Genomic DNA, 16,037 nt, shown 5'->3' with positions numbered 1-16,037 from the left:
GTGTCGCCGAGGTTTCGACAGGCTCGACCGGCGGAAGGCGGCGTGTCGCCGAGGTTTCGACAGGCTCGACCGGCGGAAGGCAGCATTTTTCTAATCCCAGTCGTCGTCGGTGGCCCAGCCCTCGGGGTCGAGTTCCTCCAGCGGAATCTCGGTCAGCGCGTGCAACTGCTCCACGAGCGTGCGAAACACCAGAATCCGCAGTCCCTTGCGGGTGCGGGCCCGGTGTTCCAGCGGACGTCGGTACAGCACCACCTGGCCGTGCTGCGGCGGCTCGGGGCCGATGGCCGCCGCCAGCGGCACCCGGTCGCGGCTCCACGGCCCGGCGACCACCGGCACGTCCTCGACGCCGACGTCGATGGCCACCAGGGCCCGCGGGCAGGCGGCCGACACCCGCGCCACCGCACCGCTGACGCACGAGGTGAAGTACTCCGAGCGTTGCGGACGACTGCGCAGTGGCACCGGGTTGCCGGTGAGCGGGTTGGGCAGCGCCAACGGCCCACGCAGTCCGCGACCGTGTCGTTCCCTGCGGTGTGCCATACCGCCAAGGCTAGTGCGTGCGGGTAATGTCACGCCGGTGAGGTCACGGTCGTGTTCGCGAACTGGGTGTTCGGCGCGCGCCGTCGCCACCCTCACCTACGCCTACGCCGACTCCACCGCCGTGCTGGGCCCGCTGGGTCTGCGCGCCGAGCCCGGCTCGTACGATCTGTGCGCAGTGCACAGCGCCAGCCTGTCGGCACCCCGGGGCTGGGAGGTGATCCGGTTGCCCGCCTCTGATGACGAGGCCGGCCCGTCCGGTGATGACCTGCTGGCGCTGGCCCAGGCCGTCCGGGTGGCGGGGCTGGGTGGTGAGGCCGAGGTGCGTCCCGAACCGGCGGTGAGTCGTCGCAAGGGGCATCTGGGCGTCGTCGCCGACAGTTGAATCGTCCTCCACTAGGCTGCGGACGTGCTTACACCCTCGATCTTCAAGGCCAACGACATTCGCGGTCTGGTCACGGGCGACAACCCGGAGTGGGACGCCGCCGGGGCCCACGCCATCGGGGCCGCCTACGTGCATGTGCTGGGCCTGGCCGGGCAGAGCTTCGTGCTCGGTCGCGATATGCGCAGCACGGGTCCCGAACTCGCCGGGGCATTCATGGCCGGGGCCACCGCGCAAGGCGCAAACGTCATCGACATCGGCTTGTCCAGCACCGACCAGTTGTGGTTCGCCTCGGGCCATTTTCGGCTGCCGGGCGTGCAACTGACCGCCTCGCACAACCCCGCCGACTACAACGGCGTCAAATTCTGCCTGGCCGACGCGGCCCCCATCGAGCCCGCTCAACTGACCGAGATCAAACGCATCGCCCTCGGTGCCCCACTGCCACCGGCGGCAGGGCCGGGCACCCGCCGCGAACAGGACGTGTTGCTCGACTATGCCGCCCACCTGCACGCATTGGTACCGCTGGGCGGGTCGCGCCGGCTCAGGGTTGTCTACGACGCCGGCAACGGCATGGCCGGCCACACGGCCCCGGCCGTCCTGGGCCCGCTGAACCTCGAACTGTTCGGCCTGTTCACCGAACTCGACGGTAGTTTTCCCAACCATCCACCGAATCCGCTCGAGCCCGAGAACCTGGTCGACGCACAGGCCGCGGTGCGTGAATGCGGTGCCGATATCGGGCTGGTCTTCGACGGTGATGCCGACCGGTGCTTCATCATCGACGAGCGCGGTGAGGTGGTCAGCCCGTCACTGGTCACCGCCCTGATCGCACGGCAGGAGCTGGCCCGCGAACCCGGCGGCACCATCGTGATCAACACCATCACCTCGCGCGCGGTGAACCAGGTGGTCGCAGCGGACGGCGGCCGCGTGGTGATCTCGAAGGTGGGCCACACCTCGGTCAAGGCCTTGATGGCCCAGCACGACGCGATCTTCGGCGGCGAGCACTCGGCGCACTACTACTTTCGTGATTTCTGGGGAGCCGACACCGGCATGCTGGCCGCGCTGCACATGCTGGCCCTGCTCGCCCGAAGCGCGGGAGCGGTGTCGGAGCTGGTGGCCGAACTGCCCCGCTACGCCGGCTCGGGGGAACTCAACTCCACCGTCGCCGACGTGCCTGCCGCCCTCGATCGGGTAGCGACAGCGTTCTCCGGGCGCGGCGAGCAGAGTCGCACCGACGGCCTGACCATCGAGACCGGCGACTGGTGGGTGAACGTCCGGGCGTCCAACACCGAACCGTTGCTGCGACTGAACATCGAAGCCCGCACCGAGCAACAGATGGCGTCGCTACGAGACGAAGCCTTGGCGCTGATTCGAGGAGGATCCGATGCCTGACCTGACCCATGACGTGCTCGAATTGCTGGTCTGCCCGGCCTGCCACAGTGCGTTCACCTGGGACTACGAGGCATCCGAACTGGTCTGTACCGGGGCCGACTGCGGCCTCGCCTACCCGCTGAAGGGCGGCATCCCGATTCTGCTGATCGACGAGGCCCGCCGTCCGGCGCGGGGCTGACCCCAATGCTCGATTTCGACGACTCGCGGCTCGAAAACCCAGACGTCCTGGCCGCCGCCGCTCCGCTGTTGATGCACCTGGCCAGTTCGGGTGCCCGGGTGCGGCGCGAGGCGGCCATCGCCGAGGCACCGCTGGCCGCCCTCGACGACTCCGACCGGCCGCGGGCCGTGATCGCTTACGGCCCGGAGGCCAGGCTGCTGCGAGCCGTGCTCGAACCAGTCTGCCCGGTGCCCTTCGTCGCCTGGCCGGCCCTGGGGCTGCCAGGCTGGGTGGGGCCGCTCGACATCGTGCTGCTGATCGGACGCCGCGGGCCCGAGAGTCTCGCCGTGGCGCACGAGGCGGTGCGGCGGGGCAGCCGGCTGGTGGTGATCTGCCCGCCCGACTCGCCGCTCGCGGTGCAGGGCGCATCGCGCTCCACCACAGTGTTGCCGGTCAGTACCGGCGACCCGCTGGCCGCCGCGGTCGTGGGGCTGGCCGCCCTGCACCGGCTGGGGCTGGGCCCGTTCACCAACCCCGACGCGATCGCCGCCGCGATGGACGCGGTGGCCGAGAGCTGTGCGGCGCGCACCGACGTATCGGTCAACCCGGCCAAGGCGATGGCCCTCGATCTGGCCGACGCCACCCCCTTGGTCTGGGGCGGTTCGGTGCTGTCGGCCCGAGCCAGCCGACGGATCGTCGAGGCGCTGCGGCAGGCGTCCGGGCGTGTCGGGCTATCGGCCGATGCGACCGATCTGGTCGGACTGGTGCAGCAGGTGTCGCCCCGCGATCCGTTCGCCGACCCGTTCGAAGAGGGCGGTCAGGAACGCCGGCCGGGTCTGGTGCTGGTCGACGACGGCCTGGACGACGCGGCCTCGGCCGAGGCCCGGCTGCGGTTGCTGCGCAGTGCCGACGCCGCCGACATCAGGGTCACCCGGCTGACCCACCGCGAGGACTCGATGATGGAGCGGTACGCCACGGTGCTGCTCACCGGCCGGTTCGGGGCCGCCTACCTGCAGATCGGGTTGGGGAAGCTCTGATTCGCGTTGGTCGAGCGTGTCGAGACCCTGGATATTCCGCTCCGGCAATGGGTTTCGACAAGCTCAACCAGCGGTGGGTTGCGTCGATCGGCGCTTCCTTGGGCCGCACCGCGTCTCTTGGTTCAGGGGACGGTTCCGTTTGGTTCAGGGGACGGTTCCGTCCGGCTAGCCGCGCGGAATCTCGAACCGCACCAGCCTCGCCCCACCCGACCCCAGCCCCGTCCAGGGCCCGTCGAAGTCCAGAAACGCCATCGCGCAGGTGGGAAAGTGGTCGGCCGCCTCGTCCGCCAACTCGGACGGCTCGGCCAGCCCGTGCAGCAGCGTGCTGACCGTGGGTTCGTGGCTGAGCACCAGCGTCGTGCCCACCGATTCCGGCAGCTCACGTACCAGGCCGATGACCGAGCCCGCCCAGGCGCCGTACAACTCGTCGGTGAACGCGACGTCGGCGCAGCGCGCGCCGCCGGCGACAGCCCCCTGCCAGGTCTGCCGGGTGCGGGTGGACGATGACGACAGCACCACATCGAGGACGTAGCCGGCCAGAATGCCGCCGGCCACGACGGCGTCCTTCTCGCCACGACCGTTCAGCGGGCGCCGATGGTCGGGTTCTGCCGTGCTCCACGACGACTTGGCATGGCGCATGACGATCAGGGTGTGGGTCACCTCACGACTCGCTGTCATCGCCGCCGGGGCGCATGGACAGCCAGATCTCTTTGCATTCGGGGCAGACCGGGAATTTGTCGGGGTTGCGGCTGGGCACCCAGACCTTGCCGCACAGCGCCACCACGGGAGTGCCCATCACCATGGCTTCGGTGAGCTTGTTCTTGGGCACGTAGTGGCTGAACCGCTCGTGGTCGCCCTCGTCGAGGCGAAGGTCGCTGCGTACGTCGGTGATGGTCTGTGCACCGGGGGCCAGCTCGGTCATGTCCGTACTCTAGTGGCCGCGTCCCGGTCCGGTGCAGCGGGCATCCGCGGCGCAGCACCCTGGCCGTCGAATCTGCCTCGGCGCCGGCGGCATGGTGAGATGGCGGGGTGGACGCGTACGCGGTGGTTGGCGGACGGCTGGCGACCGGCCTGCGAGACGTCACAACCGACCTCACCGCGCTCGACTCCGCCGGCTACTGGACGGTGGTGCTGCCCTTCGAGGGTGCGCCCACCTGCGCCCGTTTCGATCACGTGCGACCCGCCGAACCCTGGCCGGGCGCGCCTTGGCAGGGCCCGCCCCGCGACGTCTGGATGTCATCGCTGACCGAGGCGGAGTTCATCGCCGGGGTGCAGCAGATCAGGGCGGTGATCGCCCAGGGCGGCCTGTACCAGGTGAATCTGACCCGGCGGCTGTCGGCGCCACTGCCGTCCGGGGCCATGATGGGGGCGCTGGGTGCCGCACTGGCCAGGGGCAATCCGGCACCGTTCAGCGCCGTGGTCGAGCTGCCGGCCCACGGGGTGCGGATCGCATCGGCCTCGCCGGAACTGTTCGTGGCCCGAACCGGCGACCTGGTGCGGTCCTCGCCGATCAAGGGCACCGCCGCCACTCCGGACGGCTTTCTGCCCAAGGATGCTGCCGAGAACGTGATGATCGTCGACCTGGTGCGCAACGATTTGGGCCGGGTCTGCCGGCCCGGAACGGTGGGTGTGCCGCAATTGCTGGCGGTGGAAGCACACCCGGGGCTGCACCATCTGGTCTCGACCGTGACCGGACGGCTGCGCCCCGGCCTGGGCTGGTCCGAGCTGATCGAGGCCACTTTTCCGCCCGGCTCGGTGACCGGGGCGCCCAAGCGGGCCGCACTGCGGCTGATCGCCGAACTCGAGCCGGTGCCGCGGGGCGTCTACTGCGGTGGGGTCGGCTGGGTGGACGCCGACGCCCGGACGGGTGAGCTGAACGTGGCGATCCGTACCTTCTGGGCCTCCGACGGCGCGCTGCACCTGGGTACCGGCGGCGGCATCACCTGGGACTCCGATCCGGACGGTGAATGGGCCGAGACCCAACTCAAGGCGGCGAATCTGCTGCGGGTGGTGTCCCCGTCGGGGTGTGGCCCGGCGCGTTCGGGAAGCGCTGCAATCGGCGCGTCGTAGACTCACCAGCACGCGGCGCGCAGGGGCTGCGACGAGCGTCGGGGGAAAGGTGGATCAGTGAGCGACAAGGCCGATCGCCGATGGCTCACGATCGGCTTGATGCTGTGCGTGATGGCGATCTCGTTCGAGAGCTATGCCGTGCTGACCGCTATGCCGGCCGCTGCGCGTGAGCTCGGCAACGTGGCCCTCTACGCGTGGACCTTCACCGCCTTCGTCATCGCGATGACGTTCAGCATCGTGGCGTCGGGCCAGTTCAGTGACAAGCATGGGCCGGTGCAGCCGATGATCTGGGGCTTCGGCATCTTCGCCGTGGGCCTGGCGCTCGCCGCCATGGCCTCCACCATGTGGGTGCTGCTGCTCGCCAGGTTCACCCAGGGGCTCGGCGCCGGCACCATGAACGTGGCGGTGATGGTGCTGATCGCGCGGGCCTACGATGAGGCCGAGCGGGCCCGATTGATGATGTGGTTCTCGGCCTGCTGGATGGTGCCGGCATTCGTCGGTCCGCCGCTGGCCGGCTGGATCGTGCAGGTCAGTTCGTGGCATTTCGTGTTCTGGTCGGTGCTGCCGGTGATGGCGGTGGGCGGGGTGCTGGTGCTGCGCCCGCTACGCGGCATCGAACTGTCACCCGAAGAGCCGCACGAGCCGAAGAAGCGGCTGATGCTGCTGGCCGCGGCAGTGGCCGCCGGGCTGGCGTTGATCCAGTGGGCGGGCCAGCGGCTCGACCCGTGGTCGGCGCTGTGGGCCGGGGTCGGCCTGGCCGCCATCGTGTTCGGCCTGCCGCCGCTGATGCCCAAGACCATCGACTGGACCGGCAAGGGCATCTCGGGAGTGGTCGGGGCCCGGCTGTTCAGCGCCGGCGCGTTCTTCGGCGCCCAGTCGTTTCTCACCCTGATGCTGGTCGAGGCCCGCGGCCTCGACCCCGTGTTCACCGGGGTGATCCTGACCATCGGCGCTGTCGGCTGGATGGCCGGCGCTCTGCTGCAGTCGCAGGACTGGGTGCCCTGGGGCCGGGACCAGATGATCATCGTCGGCGTCGGTGGCATCACCCTGGGCGTCGCCGTGCTGGCAGTGGCCGCCTGGCTTCCCGATTCGTGGCTGGGGTTGGTGGTGATCGCGTGGGTGATCGCCGGGTTCGGCATGGGCTTGCAGAACCCCAGCACCTCGCTGGCGGTGATGCAACTGTCCGACGACGATGAGCTGGGCCGTAATACCTCCTCGCTGCAGGTGGGGGAGTCGCTGGGCAGCAGCCTGTTCACCGGTCTGGCCGGCGCCTGGTTCGCCCATTTTCACGAGACCGCAGCACTGCCGTTCACCTTCGGCGGCCTGATGGTGATGATGGTGCTGGTGGGCCTGGTCTCGGTGCTGATGGCCTACCGCATCGGCCCGGTGCCGAGCGGCGTGGTCGACGGCTAGCCCGGTCATGGACGAAGTCGATCGCATCATCGCGGCGTGGCGGATCGAGTCGCCGGGCCTCGACACCGAGCCGCTGGCCGTGCTGTCGCGGGTGAGCCGGCTGGCTCGGCACCTCGACCTGGCCCGCAAGCGTTGCTTCGCCGCGCACGACCTCGAAGTGTGGGAGTTCGACGTGCTGGCCGCACTGCGACGCGAGGGCCCGCCCTACGAGCTGTCGCCGGGGGAACTGATCCACCAGACCCTGTCTTCCAGCGGCACCATGACCAACCGAATCGACCGGCTCAATGCCCGCGGCCTGGTGCAACGCGGCACCAACCCCGACGACCGGCGCGGCGTGCTGGTGCGACTCACTCCCGACGGCGCCGCGTCGGTCGGGGCCGCCCTTGACGACCTGGTCGGGTTCGAGCGGGCCGTGCTGGAGCGACTGGATCCCGGAACCCGGCACGACCTGGCGGACGCCCTGCGCACGCTACTGGCCGACTTCGAGTCGCCGGACGACTGATCCACCGTTGGTCGAGCGTGTCGAGGCCTCTTTTCTCCTCGTTGGTCGAGCGTGTCGAGGCCTCTTTTCTCCTCGTTGGTCGAGCGTGTCGAAGTCTTCTTGCCGTGGTGGGGGCGTCTGAGGTCTCGACAGGCTCGACCGGCGAGGATGGGCGTTGCATTTTGGCGTGGTGGGGCGTCTGAGGTCTCGACAGGCTCGACCGGCGAGGATGGGTGCTTCCCTGAACCACCGCATTGCAGCTACGTCGACGGCGGCGGGGGGCGTGCCCTTGGCGTGCCGAGCGGACGGGCGGTCGAGTTGGTCGAGCTGGCAAAGATCTGCACGTGATGGATTTCTTCCGGCACGCGTGCCCGCGCCTGCGTCGATCCGCGGTTCCCCAGTGACACACCACTAGGGTGTTGCCGTCCGAACGACCGCAAGGAATCGCCGCCAATGGCACTGTCGAACCCGCATCTCGCCGAACTGGCCGCCGAGTTCGGCATCGCCACTGAGTTCTGGGACTGGAAGGGCCGGCTCACCGAGATCTCGGACGAGACCGTGATCGCCGTGCTCGCGGCCATGGAGATCGACGCTGGCACCGAGCAGAGTGCGGCCGAGGCGGTGCGCGAACTCCGGCTGCGTCCGTGGCGACGAGCCCTCCCGGCCTGCACGGTGATGCAGCACGGCGCGCCGCAGTCGGTGCGGGTGCATGTGCCAGACGGTGCCTGGGTGAACGTCTGGGTGCGTCTCGAGGACGGCGGTGGTCGTGACCTGCGTCAACTGACCAACGACGAACCGCCCCGCGAGATCGACGGACGGCTGATCGGCGAGGCCACCTTCGAAGTGCCCGGTGACCTGCCGCCCGGCTATCACCGGTTGGGCTGCCGCACCGCCGAGTGGACGGCCGAGGCCTCCCTGATCGTCACGCCCCACTTTCTGGGGTTTCCGCCCGGCATGGGCGAGAAACGGGTCTGGGGGTACGCCACCCAGTTGTACAGCGTGCGTTCGGCCGACTCGTGGGGCATCGGCGACCTGCAGGATCTGGCCGATCTGGCCACCTGGTCGGCCACCCAGCAATTCGCCTCGTACGTGCTGGTCAACCCGCTGCACGCCGCACAGCCGATGACTCCGCTGGAGCCCTCGCCGTACCTGCCCACCTCGCGGCGCTACGTCAACCCGATCTACATCAGGCCCGAGGCGATCAGCGAGTACGCCGCGCTCGACGAACGGCAACGGGCCCGGGTCGCCCACCTGCACTCCAAGCTGCACAAGAAGCTGGCCGGTGTCGACGAGCTCAAGCGCGACGAGGTGTGGCAGGCGAAGCTGGCGGCGCTGCGGGTGATCTTCGACGCCGGCCTCAAGCCCACCCGGCTGATGAGCCTGAACGACTTCGTCCGCAAAGAAGGACGTCCGCTGAGCCAGTTCGCCACCTGGTGCGCACTGGTCAACGAGCATGGCATGAACTGGCGGGAGTGGCCGGTCGAGTTGCGGCGTCCGAGCTCGCCCGAGGTCACGGCGTTCGCCGCCGAGCATGTGGGCGAGATCGTCTTCTTCTCGTGGTTGCAGTGGGTGGCCGACGAGCAACTGCGGGCGGCGCAGTCCACGGCCAAGGCGGCCGGCATGCGGGTGGGCATCATGAACGACCTGGCGGTGGGGGTGAGCGACCAGAGCGCCGAGGCGTGGATGCTCGGCGACACCTTCGCCCGCGGCGTGTCAGTGGGGGCGCCGCCGGACCATTTCAACCAGACCGGTCAGGACTGGGGGCAGGCGCCCTGGCGGCCCGACCGGCTGGCTGATCTGAGCTACGCGCCGTTCCGCAATATGGTGGCCGGCATTCTGCGGCACTCCGGGGGCATCCGGGTCGACCACATCATGGGGCTGTTCCGACTCTGGTGGGTGCCCCGGGGCATGGGCCCCACCAAGGGCACGTACGTGCGCTACAACCACGAGGCGATGGTCGGCATCCTGGTGCTCGAAGCCCAGCGGGCCGGTGCCGTCGTGGTGGGCGAGGATCTCGGTGTGGTCGAGCCGTGGGTACGGGTGTACCTGCGCGACCGGGGCATTCTGGGCACGTCCATTGCCTGGTTCGAGCGCGACGGCAACGGCCGGATTTTGCCGCCGGAGTCGTGGCGCGACTACTGCATGGCCTCGGTCACCACCCATGACCTGCCGCCGACCGCCGGCTACCTCAACGCGGCGCACGTCCGGCTGCAGCACCAGTTGGGCCTGCTCACCGAAGACCTCGAGGTCGAACTGGCCAACGCCGCCCGCGAGGTCGACGAGTGGCTGGGCGTGCTACGTGAGCGCGGCCTGCTGACCGGTGACGATCCCAGCATCGAGGACGTGGTGCTGGCCATGCACAAATTCCTGCTGGCCACCCCGGCCCGCATGCTGTGCGCGGCACTCACCGACGCGGTCGGCGACCACCGCACCCAGAACCAGCCGGGCACCACCAACGAGTACCCCAACTGGCGGGTGCCGCTGTCGGGGCCGGACGGCGAACCGATGAGTCTCGAAGACGTGTTCCACTCCGAACGTGCGCTGCGCCTGTCGGCGGTGATGAACGGCTTCGTAGTGCCGCCCACCGCCCACCGGTCGACCTCGGAGTTCATCATCGGCCACGACTGACCGGAGCCCGTCGCGACCTCGGCTATACGGCTGTGGCAAGGGGTTCCGCCAGCTCAACCGGCGTTGGCCATTGGTTGGTCGAGCTTGTCGCGACCTCGGCTGTGCCAGGGCGCAACGGGGCTCAACCAGCGGTAGGCGCGTCGATCGGCGCTTCCTGGGGTGTCATCACCTCGACGCGATTGCCGAAGCCGTCCCAGCAGTGAAAGCGCTGGTAGCCGGCGAAGGACGTCCGCTGCGCCCAACTGAGTTCGAACCCGGCTGACCCGACCCGCCCGGCCAGCGCCTCCAACTCGGCCACCGAGTCGACCAGGATCGCCGGGTGGGCCAGCCGGGCCGGCACGAAAGCCTCGTCGGCGAGCACGTGGATCTCTACGCTGATCGCGCCGGTTTCGTCGAAGGCCCGGAACCACAGCACCGGACGTCCAGCGAGCTCCGGCGGGGGAGTCACCTCGGTCAGGCCGACGGCGTCCCGCCAGAAGGCACGCACCTGTTCATCGCCGCCGACCGGCATGATCACCTGGACGTGGTGCACCTTCATGCGTTTCCTCCTCGGGTCGGCACCATTGTGTACCGAGGGGACGGTTGTTCGGCACCACCACGGTGCAGCGTCGCAGTCGTCCCGGCTACTGGGGCGCAGTCCACGGCTCGGGGGTGAAGATGTCCTCGATCCGCCGGTCGAACAGCCGGGCCAGATTGAACGCCAGCGGTAGCGACGGGTCGAAGCGACCACGCTCCAGCGAGATGATGGTTTGGCGAGACACTCCGAGCAGCTCGGCGACCCGTTGTTGGGACCAGCCACGTTGCGCGCGCAACTCGGACAGCCGGTTCTCCATCAGCTCGCCCGCCGCATGATCACCAGGTAGCGTACGAGCCCGTCCGCCATTGCGATCGCAGTCAGGGACGCCAGCGCCGCACCGGCCGAGATTCCGGCCAGTCCGGGCGCGAGGATCAGGGCCGTCGCACCGAGCCCGCCGATCGCGATCAGGTCGAAGCAGGCCGCCGAGGCCGCCTCGGTGAGCCAGCTATTCTCGGCCGAGTGCTCGGGTTGCGCGACCGCGCCCCGCAGGGTTCGCCGGTCGACGACCAATGCCCAGCCGAGCGCAGCCCCGATCGGCAAGGTGGTGGCGGCGACGAGGGTCGCCAACACCCAGGCATTGGGCTCGGTACGCACCATCAGCACCGCGCCGCCCAGTAGCGCGGGCACGACGACGCCTGCCGCTAGCGCGGCCGGCCAGACCGATCGTCCGCGACGGGTTCGTCCGAAAGTCGTGGGGGTCGGCATCAGTTCTCCTTCGATGGCTGAGGGTTAGTAAAGGAAACTGTACGTAAAGGGTGCTTAACGTGTCAAGTGTCCTTGACTCGGGGAACCGTTGCTGAATCACCCGTGGCCCGCTCGTGCCCGCGACACGCCGAAACCGGACGCCGAGGTGCCCCGGATTTGATGCGGCCGGCCCGCTTGTGACAGAATCGTCCGGTTGCTCCGCGGCAGTCATGCCGTGGTGCCCCCAGGCGGACCAGTCGTCAGCCGGGCCCTACCACGAACGAAATTGCGATCGTGTGCGGCCCTGATAGGCGCGACACGCCCGACCGCGGGGGTCGGAGCAGCACCATCCGACGAACAGAAGGAAAACCAGTGGCGGGACAAAAGATCCGGATCCGACTCCGGGCCTACGACCACGAGGTCATTGATTCCTCGGCGAAGAAGATCGTCGACACGGTGACCCGCACCGGTGCCAAGGTGGCCGGCCCCGTGCCGTTGCCCACCGAGAAGAACGTGTTCTGCGTGATCCGTTCTCCGCACAAGTACAAGGACAGCCGCGAGCACTTCGAGATGCGCACGCACAAGCGGCTGATCGACATTCTCGACCCCACGCCGAAGACCGTCGACTCGCTGATGCGGCTCGACCTGCCGGCCGGTGTCGACATCGAGATCAAGCTCCCCTGAGGTCGCCGAATATGTCTACTGAACGTAAAGTCAAGGGTCTGCTCGGCACCAAGCTCGGCATGACCCAGACCTGGGACGCCAACAATTTGGTCGTCCCGGTCACCGTGATCCAGGCCGGCCCGTGCGTCGTAACGCAACTCCGGTCGCCCGAGAAGGACGGCTACTCCGCCGTGCAGCTCGGCTTCGGGGCGGTCAAGCCCACCAAGGTCACCAAGCCCGCCGCCGGCCACTTCGAGGCTGCCGGGGTCACCCCGCGCAAGCACCTGGTCGAGCTGCGCACCGCTGACGCCAGCGAATACACCCTGGGCCAGGAGCTGGGCGCCGACGTGTTCGCCGCCGCCGACGTGGTCGACGTGACCGGCGTCAGCAAGGGCAAGGGCACCGCGGGCGTGATGAAGCGACATGGCTTCCACGGCCTGCGCGCCAGCCACGGTGTGCACCGCAAGCACCGTTCGCCCGGTTCCATCGGCGGCTCGTCCACCCCTTCGAAGGTGTTCAAGGGCATGCGGATGGCCGGCCGGATGGGTGTCGACAAGGTCACCGTCCAGAACCTCACGATCCACGCCGTCGACGTCGAGCGCGGGCTGATCCTGGTCAAGGGCTCGGTGCCCGGGCCCAAGGGTTCGCTCGTCGTGCTGCGCACGGCCGCCAAGAAGGGTGCTGCCGAATGAGCGAGAGCCAAACCGTCCAGGTGCTGGGCTCGAAGGCCAGCGCCGACCTGCCCGGCGACTACTTCGACGTGCAGACCAACGTGCCGTTGATCCACCAGGTGGTGGTGGCCCAGCAGGCCGCCGCCCGCCAGGGCACGCATGCCACCAAGACCCGCGGCGATGTCGCGGGCGGTGGCGCAAAGCCGTGGCGCCAGAAGGGCACCGGACGAGCCCGCCAGGGTTCGCGGCGCGCTCCGCAGTGGACCGGTGGCGGCATCGTGCACGGCCCGCAACCGCGCGACTACAGCCAGCGCACGCCCAAGAAGATGATCGTGGCCGCTCTGCGCGGCTCGCTGTCCGACCGGGCCCGCAACGGCAACGTGCACGTGATCGAGTCGATCGTCACCGGCGAGACCCCGTCCACCAAGGCGGCGCTCAAGGCGCTGGCCGAGGTCGGCGGCGCCAAGATCCTGGTCGTGCTGAGCCGTGACGAGGACGTGGCCTGGCTGAGCCTGCGCAACGTCGCCTCGGTGCACGCCCTGGCAGTCGACCAGTTGAACGCCTACGACGTGCTGAACGCCGACGACGTCGTGTTCACCACCGCAGCCCTGGCCGACTTCACCGGCTCGGTCGCTGCCGAAGGAGAAGCCAAGTGAGCGACCACAAGATCCGCGACCACCGCGACATTCTGCTCGCGCCGGTGGTCTCCGAGAAGAGCTACGGGCTGCTCGACGAGAACAAGTACACGTTCCTGGTCGCGCCCGGAGCGAACAAGACCGAGATCAAGATCGCCGTGGAGGCCGTCTTCGACGTCAAGGTCACCAACGTGAACACCATCAACCGCCAGGGCAAGAAGCGCCGCACGCGGGCCGGCTGGGGCAAGCGTCCCGACACCAAGCGGGCCATCGTGACCGTCGCCGACGGCCAGCGCATCGACATCTTCGGCTCGGCCGGCGTCTGAGCGACGAGGAGACACTGACATGGCTATTCGCAAGTACAAGCCGACCACTCCGGGCCGCCGCGGCTCGAGCGTGTCGGACTTCGCCGAGGTCACCCGCTCGACGCCCGAGAAGTCCCTGGTGGTGGCCAAGCCCAAGACCGGCGGCCGCAACAACTCCGGCCGGATCACCACCCGGCACATCGGCGGCGGGCACAAGCAGGCCTACCGGCTGATCGACTTCAAGCGCTACGACAAGGACGGCGTGCCGGCCAAGGTCGCGCACATCGAGTACGACCCGAACCGCACCGCCCGGATCGCGCTGCTGCACTACGCCGATGGCGAGAAGCGCTACATCATCGCCCCGAACGGCCTCAAGCAGGGCGCTCCGGTGGAGGCCGGTGAAGGTGCTGACATCAAGCCCGGCAACAACCTGCCGCTGCGCAACATCCCGGTCGGCACCACGGTGCACGCCGTCGAGTTGCGTCCCGGCGGCGGCGCCAAGATGGGCCGCTCGGCCGGTGCCCGCATCCAGCTGGTCGCCCGCGAGGGCAAGATGGCCACCCTGCGCCTGCCCTCGGGCGAGATGCGCATGGTGGACGTCCGCTGCCGCGCCACGGTCGGCGAGGTCGGCAACGCCGAGCAGTCGAACATCAACTGGGGCAAGGCCGGCCGCAACCGCTGGAAGGGCATCCGCCCGACCGTCCGCGGTGTGGTGATGAACCCGATCGACCACCCGCACGGTGGTGGCGAGGGTCGCACCTCGGGTGGTCGTCACCCGGTGAGCCCGTGGGGCAAGCCCGAGGGCCGCACCCGCGACAAGAACAAGGCGAGCTCTCGCCTGATCATTCGTCGGCGCAAGTCCGGCAAGAAGCGCTGATTGGAACAGGTGAGATAACAAGATGCCACGCAGCCTGAAGAAGGGTCCCTTCGTCGACGACCACCTCGCCAAGAAGGTCGAGGTGCAGAACGCCAAGGGCACCAAGCAGGTGATCAAGACCTGGTCGCGCCGGTCGATGATCATTCCCGACATGATCGGTCACACCATTGCGGTGCACGACGGTCGCAAGCATGTGCCGGTCTTCGTCACCGAGTCGATGATCGGCCACAAGCTGGGCGAGTTCGCCCCCACCCGCACCTACCGCGGGCACATCAAAGAAGACAAGAAGTCGCGCCGCCGCTGAGCGAGCGAGAAAAGGAAGAGATATGAGCAACAAGGAGAACCGGCCCACCCGGCGTTCCCGCCTGCTCGGCGATCGTCCTGGCTCGTACGCCATCGCGCGTGGAGTCCGGATGTCGCCGACCAAGGTGCGCCGGGTCGTCGACCTGGTGCGGGGCCTGCCCGTCACCGACGCCCTGACGGTGCTGAAGTTCGCGCCGCAGGCCGCCTCCGAGCCGGTCTACAAGGTGGTGGCGTCGGCTTCGGCCAATGCCGAGGCCACCGAAGACCTGCGGGCCGAGGAGCTGTACATTTCGCAGGCCTTCGTTGACGAGGGCATGACGCTGCGCCGGATCCGGCCGCGAGCCAAGGGCTCCGCGAGCCGGATCCTGAAGCGGGGCAGTCACATCACCGTCGTCGTCGAACCGAAGGAGGCCTGAGCATGGGTCAGAAGATCAACCCGAACGGCTTCCGGCTCGGCATCACCACCGACCACAAGACCAGGTGGTACGCCGACAAGGGCTACGCCGAGTACGTGGCCGAGGACGTCAAGATTCGCAAGTACCTGCACAAGACGCTGGAGCGGGCCGGCATTTCGTCGGTCGAGATCGAGCGCCGCAGCGAGCGGGTCACGATCTTCCTCTACGCCGCTCGCCCGGGCATCGTCATCGGCCGCAACGGTGCCGAGGCGGAGCGGGTGCGCAGCGAGCTGGAGAAGCTGAGCGGCAAGCAGGTGCAGTTGAACATTCTTGAGGTGAAGAACCCCGAGATCGACGCCCAGTTGGTTGCCCAGGGCATTGCCGAGCAGCTGAGCGCCCGAGTGGCGTTCCGCCGCGCGATGCGCAAGGCGCAGCAGACCGCGATGCGCTCGGGTGCCACCGGCATCAAGATCAAGTGCTCCGGCCGTCTGGGCGGTGCCGAGATGAGCCGCTCGGAGTTCTACCGCGAGGGCCGCGTGCCGCTGCACACCCTGCGGGCCGACATCGACTACGGCTTCTTCGAGGCCAAGACCACCTTCGGCCGAATCGGCGTGAAGGTGTGGATCTACAAGGGCGATGTGTCGGGCAACCGCGCCGAGCGGGCCGCGCAGCGCGCCGCCCGCGCCACCTCCGGCGGTCAGCGTCGTCCGGCCCGTGGGCCGCGTCGCGACGACCGGGGTGGCCGTGACAACCGTCCGGAGCGCGGTGGACGCCGCCGCGCCGAGGCTGCCGAGGCCCCCGCGGCCGAGGCCGTGGCAGAGAACGCAGGAGCCTGA

The 16,037-nt window shown here is 68.9% G+C and carries 22 protein-coding genes; 16 read left to right on the top strand and 6 right to left on the bottom strand.

Going from position 1 to position 16,037, the window contains the following annotated elements; translation table 11 throughout:
• Window positions 1-90: 90 nt before the first annotated feature.
• Window positions 91-537 carry a metallopeptidase family protein gene (locus QM721_RS10590; RefSeq protein WP_415121704.1) on the bottom strand — a complete coding sequence of 149 codons (447 nt, stop codon included), beginning with the start codon at window positions 535-537 and terminating at the stop codon, window positions 91-93.
• 37 nt (window positions 538-574) lie between these two features.
• Here QM721_RS10590 and QM721_RS10585 point away from each other — a divergent pair, with 37 nt between their 5' ends.
• The 4 genes from QM721_RS10585 to QM721_RS10570 are packed head-to-tail and all read left to right on the top strand — an operon-like array spanning window position 575 to window position 3,499.
• Window positions 575-919 (top strand): DUF3499 domain-containing protein, encoded by a 345-nt coding sequence (locus QM721_RS10585; protein ID WP_415121703.1) that lies wholly within the window; start codon window positions 575-577, stop codon window positions 917-919.
• Between the two features lie 24 nt (window positions 920-943).
• A complete protein-coding gene (manB, locus tag QM721_RS10580; protein WP_415121701.1) occupies window positions 944-2,305 on the top strand; it encodes a phosphomannomutase/phosphoglucomutase in 1,362 nt (453 codons plus the stop codon).
• The gene (locus tag QM721_RS10575; RefSeq protein WP_415121699.1) at window positions 2,298-2,483 is read left to right on the top strand and encodes a Trm112 family protein; all 186 of its coding nucleotides are present in this window, start codon (window positions 2,298-2,300) and stop codon (window positions 2,481-2,483) included. Before manB ends, QM721_RS10575 begins: the two co-directional genes overlap by 8 nt.
• A 5-nt stretch (window positions 2,484-2,488) precedes the next feature.
• Complete coding sequence (locus QM721_RS10570) at window positions 2,489-3,499, top strand: SIS domain-containing protein (RefSeq protein WP_415121697.1); 1,011 nt, start codon at window positions 2,489-2,491, stop codon at window positions 3,497-3,499.
• A 165-nt stretch (window positions 3,500-3,664) separates the two neighbouring features.
• On the opposite strand, the gene QM721_RS10565 is transcribed toward QM721_RS10570, so the two are convergent.
• Entirely contained in the window at window positions 3,665-4,159 is a 495-nt protein-coding gene (locus QM721_RS10565; RefSeq protein ID WP_415121695.1) for a SixA phosphatase family protein, read from the bottom strand.
• Window position 4,160: 1 nt separating this feature from the next.
• A complete protein-coding gene (locus tag QM721_RS10560) occupies window positions 4,161-4,421 on the bottom strand; it encodes a DUF3039 domain-containing protein (RefSeq protein ID WP_415121693.1) in 261 nt (86 codons plus the stop codon).
• 107 nt (window positions 4,422-4,528) lie between these two features.
• On the opposite strand from QM721_RS10560, the gene QM721_RS10555 reads away from it, so the two are divergent.
• The 4 genes from QM721_RS10555 to malQ all read left to right on the top strand — a co-directional run bounded on the left by QM721_RS10555 (window position 4,529) and on the right by malQ (window position 10,091).
• Complete coding sequence (locus QM721_RS10555) at window positions 4,529-5,569, top strand: anthranilate synthase component I family protein (RefSeq protein WP_415121691.1); 1,041 nt, start codon at window positions 4,529-4,531, stop codon at window positions 5,567-5,569.
• Between the two features lie 57 nt (window positions 5,570-5,626).
• Entirely contained in the window at window positions 5,627-6,982 is a 1,356-nt protein-coding gene (locus tag QM721_RS10550; protein WP_415121689.1) for an MFS transporter, read from the top strand.
• A gap of 7 nt (window positions 6,983-6,989) precedes the next feature.
• A complete protein-coding gene (locus QM721_RS10545; protein WP_415121687.1) occupies window positions 6,990-7,484 on the top strand; it encodes a MarR family winged helix-turn-helix transcriptional regulator in 495 nt (164 codons plus the stop codon).
• 432 nt (window positions 7,485-7,916) lie between these two features.
• Window positions 7,917-10,091 carry a 4-alpha-glucanotransferase gene (gene malQ, locus QM721_RS10540; RefSeq protein ID WP_415121685.1) on the top strand — a complete coding sequence of 725 codons (2,175 nt, stop codon included), beginning with the start codon at window positions 7,917-7,919 and terminating at the stop codon, window positions 10,089-10,091.
• Window positions 10,092-10,212: 121 nt separating this feature from the next.
• On the opposite strand, the gene QM721_RS10535 is transcribed toward malQ, so the two are convergent.
• The 3 genes from QM721_RS10535 to QM721_RS10525 all read right to left on the bottom strand — a co-directional run bounded on the left by QM721_RS10535 (window position 10,213) and on the right by QM721_RS10525 (window position 11,373).
• Window positions 10,213-10,629, bottom strand: coding sequence for a glyoxalase (locus tag QM721_RS10535; protein ID WP_415121683.1), 417 nt, complete (start codon window positions 10,627-10,629; stop codon window positions 10,213-10,215).
• An 85-nt stretch (window positions 10,630-10,714) separates the two neighbouring features.
• A complete protein-coding gene (locus QM721_RS10530; protein ID WP_415121681.1) occupies window positions 10,715-10,924 on the bottom strand; it encodes a helix-turn-helix transcriptional regulator in 210 nt (69 codons plus the stop codon).
• The gene (locus tag QM721_RS10525) at window positions 10,924-11,373 is read right to left on the bottom strand and encodes a hypothetical protein (protein WP_415121679.1); all 450 of its coding nucleotides are present in this window, start codon (window positions 11,371-11,373) and stop codon (window positions 10,924-10,926) included. Before QM721_RS10525 ends, QM721_RS10530 begins: the two co-directional genes overlap by 1 nt.
• A 351-nt stretch (window positions 11,374-11,724) precedes the next feature.
• Here QM721_RS10525 and rpsJ point away from each other — a divergent pair, with 351 nt between their 5' ends.
• Genes rpsJ through rpsC form a run of 8 tightly spaced genes read left to right on the top strand, consistent with a single transcriptional unit; the run spans window position 11,725 to window position 16,037 of the window.
• Window positions 11,725-12,036, top strand: a complete 312-nt coding sequence (gene rpsJ / locus QM721_RS10520; protein WP_020488540.1) for a 30S ribosomal protein S10 — start codon at window positions 11,725-11,727, stop codon at window positions 12,034-12,036.
• Window positions 12,037-12,047: 11 nt separating this feature from the next.
• Window positions 12,048-12,707, top strand: coding sequence for a 50S ribosomal protein L3 (gene rplC, locus QM721_RS10515; RefSeq protein WP_415121677.1), 660 nt, complete (start codon window positions 12,048-12,050; stop codon window positions 12,705-12,707).
• Window positions 12,704-13,342 (top strand): 50S ribosomal protein L4, encoded by a 639-nt coding sequence (gene rplD / locus QM721_RS10510; protein ID WP_415121675.1) that lies wholly within the window; start codon window positions 12,704-12,706, stop codon window positions 13,340-13,342. The genes rplC and rplD overlap by 4 nt, the downstream gene beginning before the upstream one ends.
• Window positions 13,339-13,647: a 50S ribosomal protein L23 gene (rplW, locus tag QM721_RS10505; protein ID WP_415121673.1), complete on the top strand. Its 309-nt coding sequence runs from the start codon at window positions 13,339-13,341 to the stop codon at window positions 13,645-13,647. The genes rplD and rplW overlap by 4 nt, the downstream gene beginning before the upstream one ends.
• A 19-nt stretch (window positions 13,648-13,666) precedes the next feature.
• Window positions 13,667-14,503 (top strand): 50S ribosomal protein L2, encoded by an 837-nt coding sequence (gene rplB / locus QM721_RS10500; RefSeq protein ID WP_415121671.1) that lies wholly within the window; start codon window positions 13,667-13,669, stop codon window positions 14,501-14,503.
• A gap of 22 nt (window positions 14,504-14,525) precedes the next feature.
• Window positions 14,526-14,807: a 30S ribosomal protein S19 gene (gene rpsS / locus QM721_RS10495; RefSeq protein ID WP_415121669.1), complete on the top strand. Its 282-nt coding sequence runs from the start codon at window positions 14,526-14,528 to the stop codon at window positions 14,805-14,807.
• Window positions 14,808-14,829: 22 nt separating this feature from the next.
• On the top strand, window positions 14,830-15,222 hold the full coding sequence (rplV, locus tag QM721_RS10490; RefSeq protein ID WP_415121667.1) for a 50S ribosomal protein L22: 393 nt from the start codon (window positions 14,830-14,832) through the stop codon (window positions 15,220-15,222).
• A 2-nt stretch (window positions 15,223-15,224) separates the two neighbouring features.
• Window positions 15,225-16,037, top strand: coding sequence for a 30S ribosomal protein S3 (rpsC, locus tag QM721_RS10485; protein WP_415121665.1), 813 nt, complete (start codon window positions 15,225-15,227; stop codon window positions 16,035-16,037).

Origin of the sequence: Micropruina sp. (genome assembly GCF_047602085.1) — a bacterium.
Taxonomy (GTDB): Bacteria; Actinomycetota; Actinomycetes; order Propionibacteriales; family Propionibacteriaceae; genus Micropruina.
This window is presented reverse-complemented; position numbering and strand designations above follow the sequence as displayed.

Coding starts and splice junctions, on each gene's coding strand:
- QM721_RS10590 (WP_415121704.1), bottom strand. CDS start 537: ATGGCACACCGCAGGGAACGACACGGTCGCGGACTGCGTGGGCCGTTG.
- QM721_RS10575 (WP_415121699.1), top strand. CDS start 2,298: ATGCCTGACCTGACCCATGACGTGCTCGAATTGCTGGTCTGCCCGGCC.
- QM721_RS10570 (WP_415121697.1), top strand. CDS start 2,489: ATGCTCGATTTCGACGACTCGCGGCTCGAAAACCCAGACGTCCTGGCC.
- QM721_RS10560 (WP_415121693.1), bottom strand. CDS start 4,421: ATGACCGAGCTGGCCCCCGGTGCACAGACCATCACCGACGTACGCAGC.
- QM721_RS10545 (WP_415121687.1), top strand. CDS start 6,990: ATGGACGAAGTCGATCGCATCATCGCGGCGTGGCGGATCGAGTCGCCG.
- malQ (WP_415121685.1), top strand. CDS start 7,917: ATGGCACTGTCGAACCCGCATCTCGCCGAACTGGCCGCCGAGTTCGGC.
- QM721_RS10535 (WP_415121683.1), bottom strand. CDS start 10,629: ATGAAGGTGCACCACGTCCAGGTGATCATGCCGGTCGGCGGCGATGAA.
- QM721_RS10530 (WP_415121681.1), bottom strand. CDS start 10,924: ATGGAGAACCGGCTGTCCGAGTTGCGCGCGCAACGTGGCTGGTCCCAA.
- QM721_RS10525 (WP_415121679.1), bottom strand. CDS start 11,373: ATGCCGACCCCCACGACTTTCGGACGAACCCGTCGCGGACGATCGGTC.
- rplC (WP_415121677.1), top strand. CDS start 12,048: ATGTCTACTGAACGTAAAGTCAAGGGTCTGCTCGGCACCAAGCTCGGC.
- rplD (WP_415121675.1), top strand. CDS start 12,704: ATGAGCGAGAGCCAAACCGTCCAGGTGCTGGGCTCGAAGGCCAGCGCC.
- rplB (WP_415121671.1), top strand. CDS start 13,667: ATGGCTATTCGCAAGTACAAGCCGACCACTCCGGGCCGCCGCGGCTCG.
- rpsS (WP_415121669.1), top strand. CDS start 14,526: ATGCCACGCAGCCTGAAGAAGGGTCCCTTCGTCGACGACCACCTCGCC.
- rplV (WP_415121667.1), top strand. CDS start 14,830: ATGAGCAACAAGGAGAACCGGCCCACCCGGCGTTCCCGCCTGCTCGGC.
- rpsC (WP_415121665.1), top strand. CDS start 15,225: ATGGGTCAGAAGATCAACCCGAACGGCTTCCGGCTCGGCATCACCACC.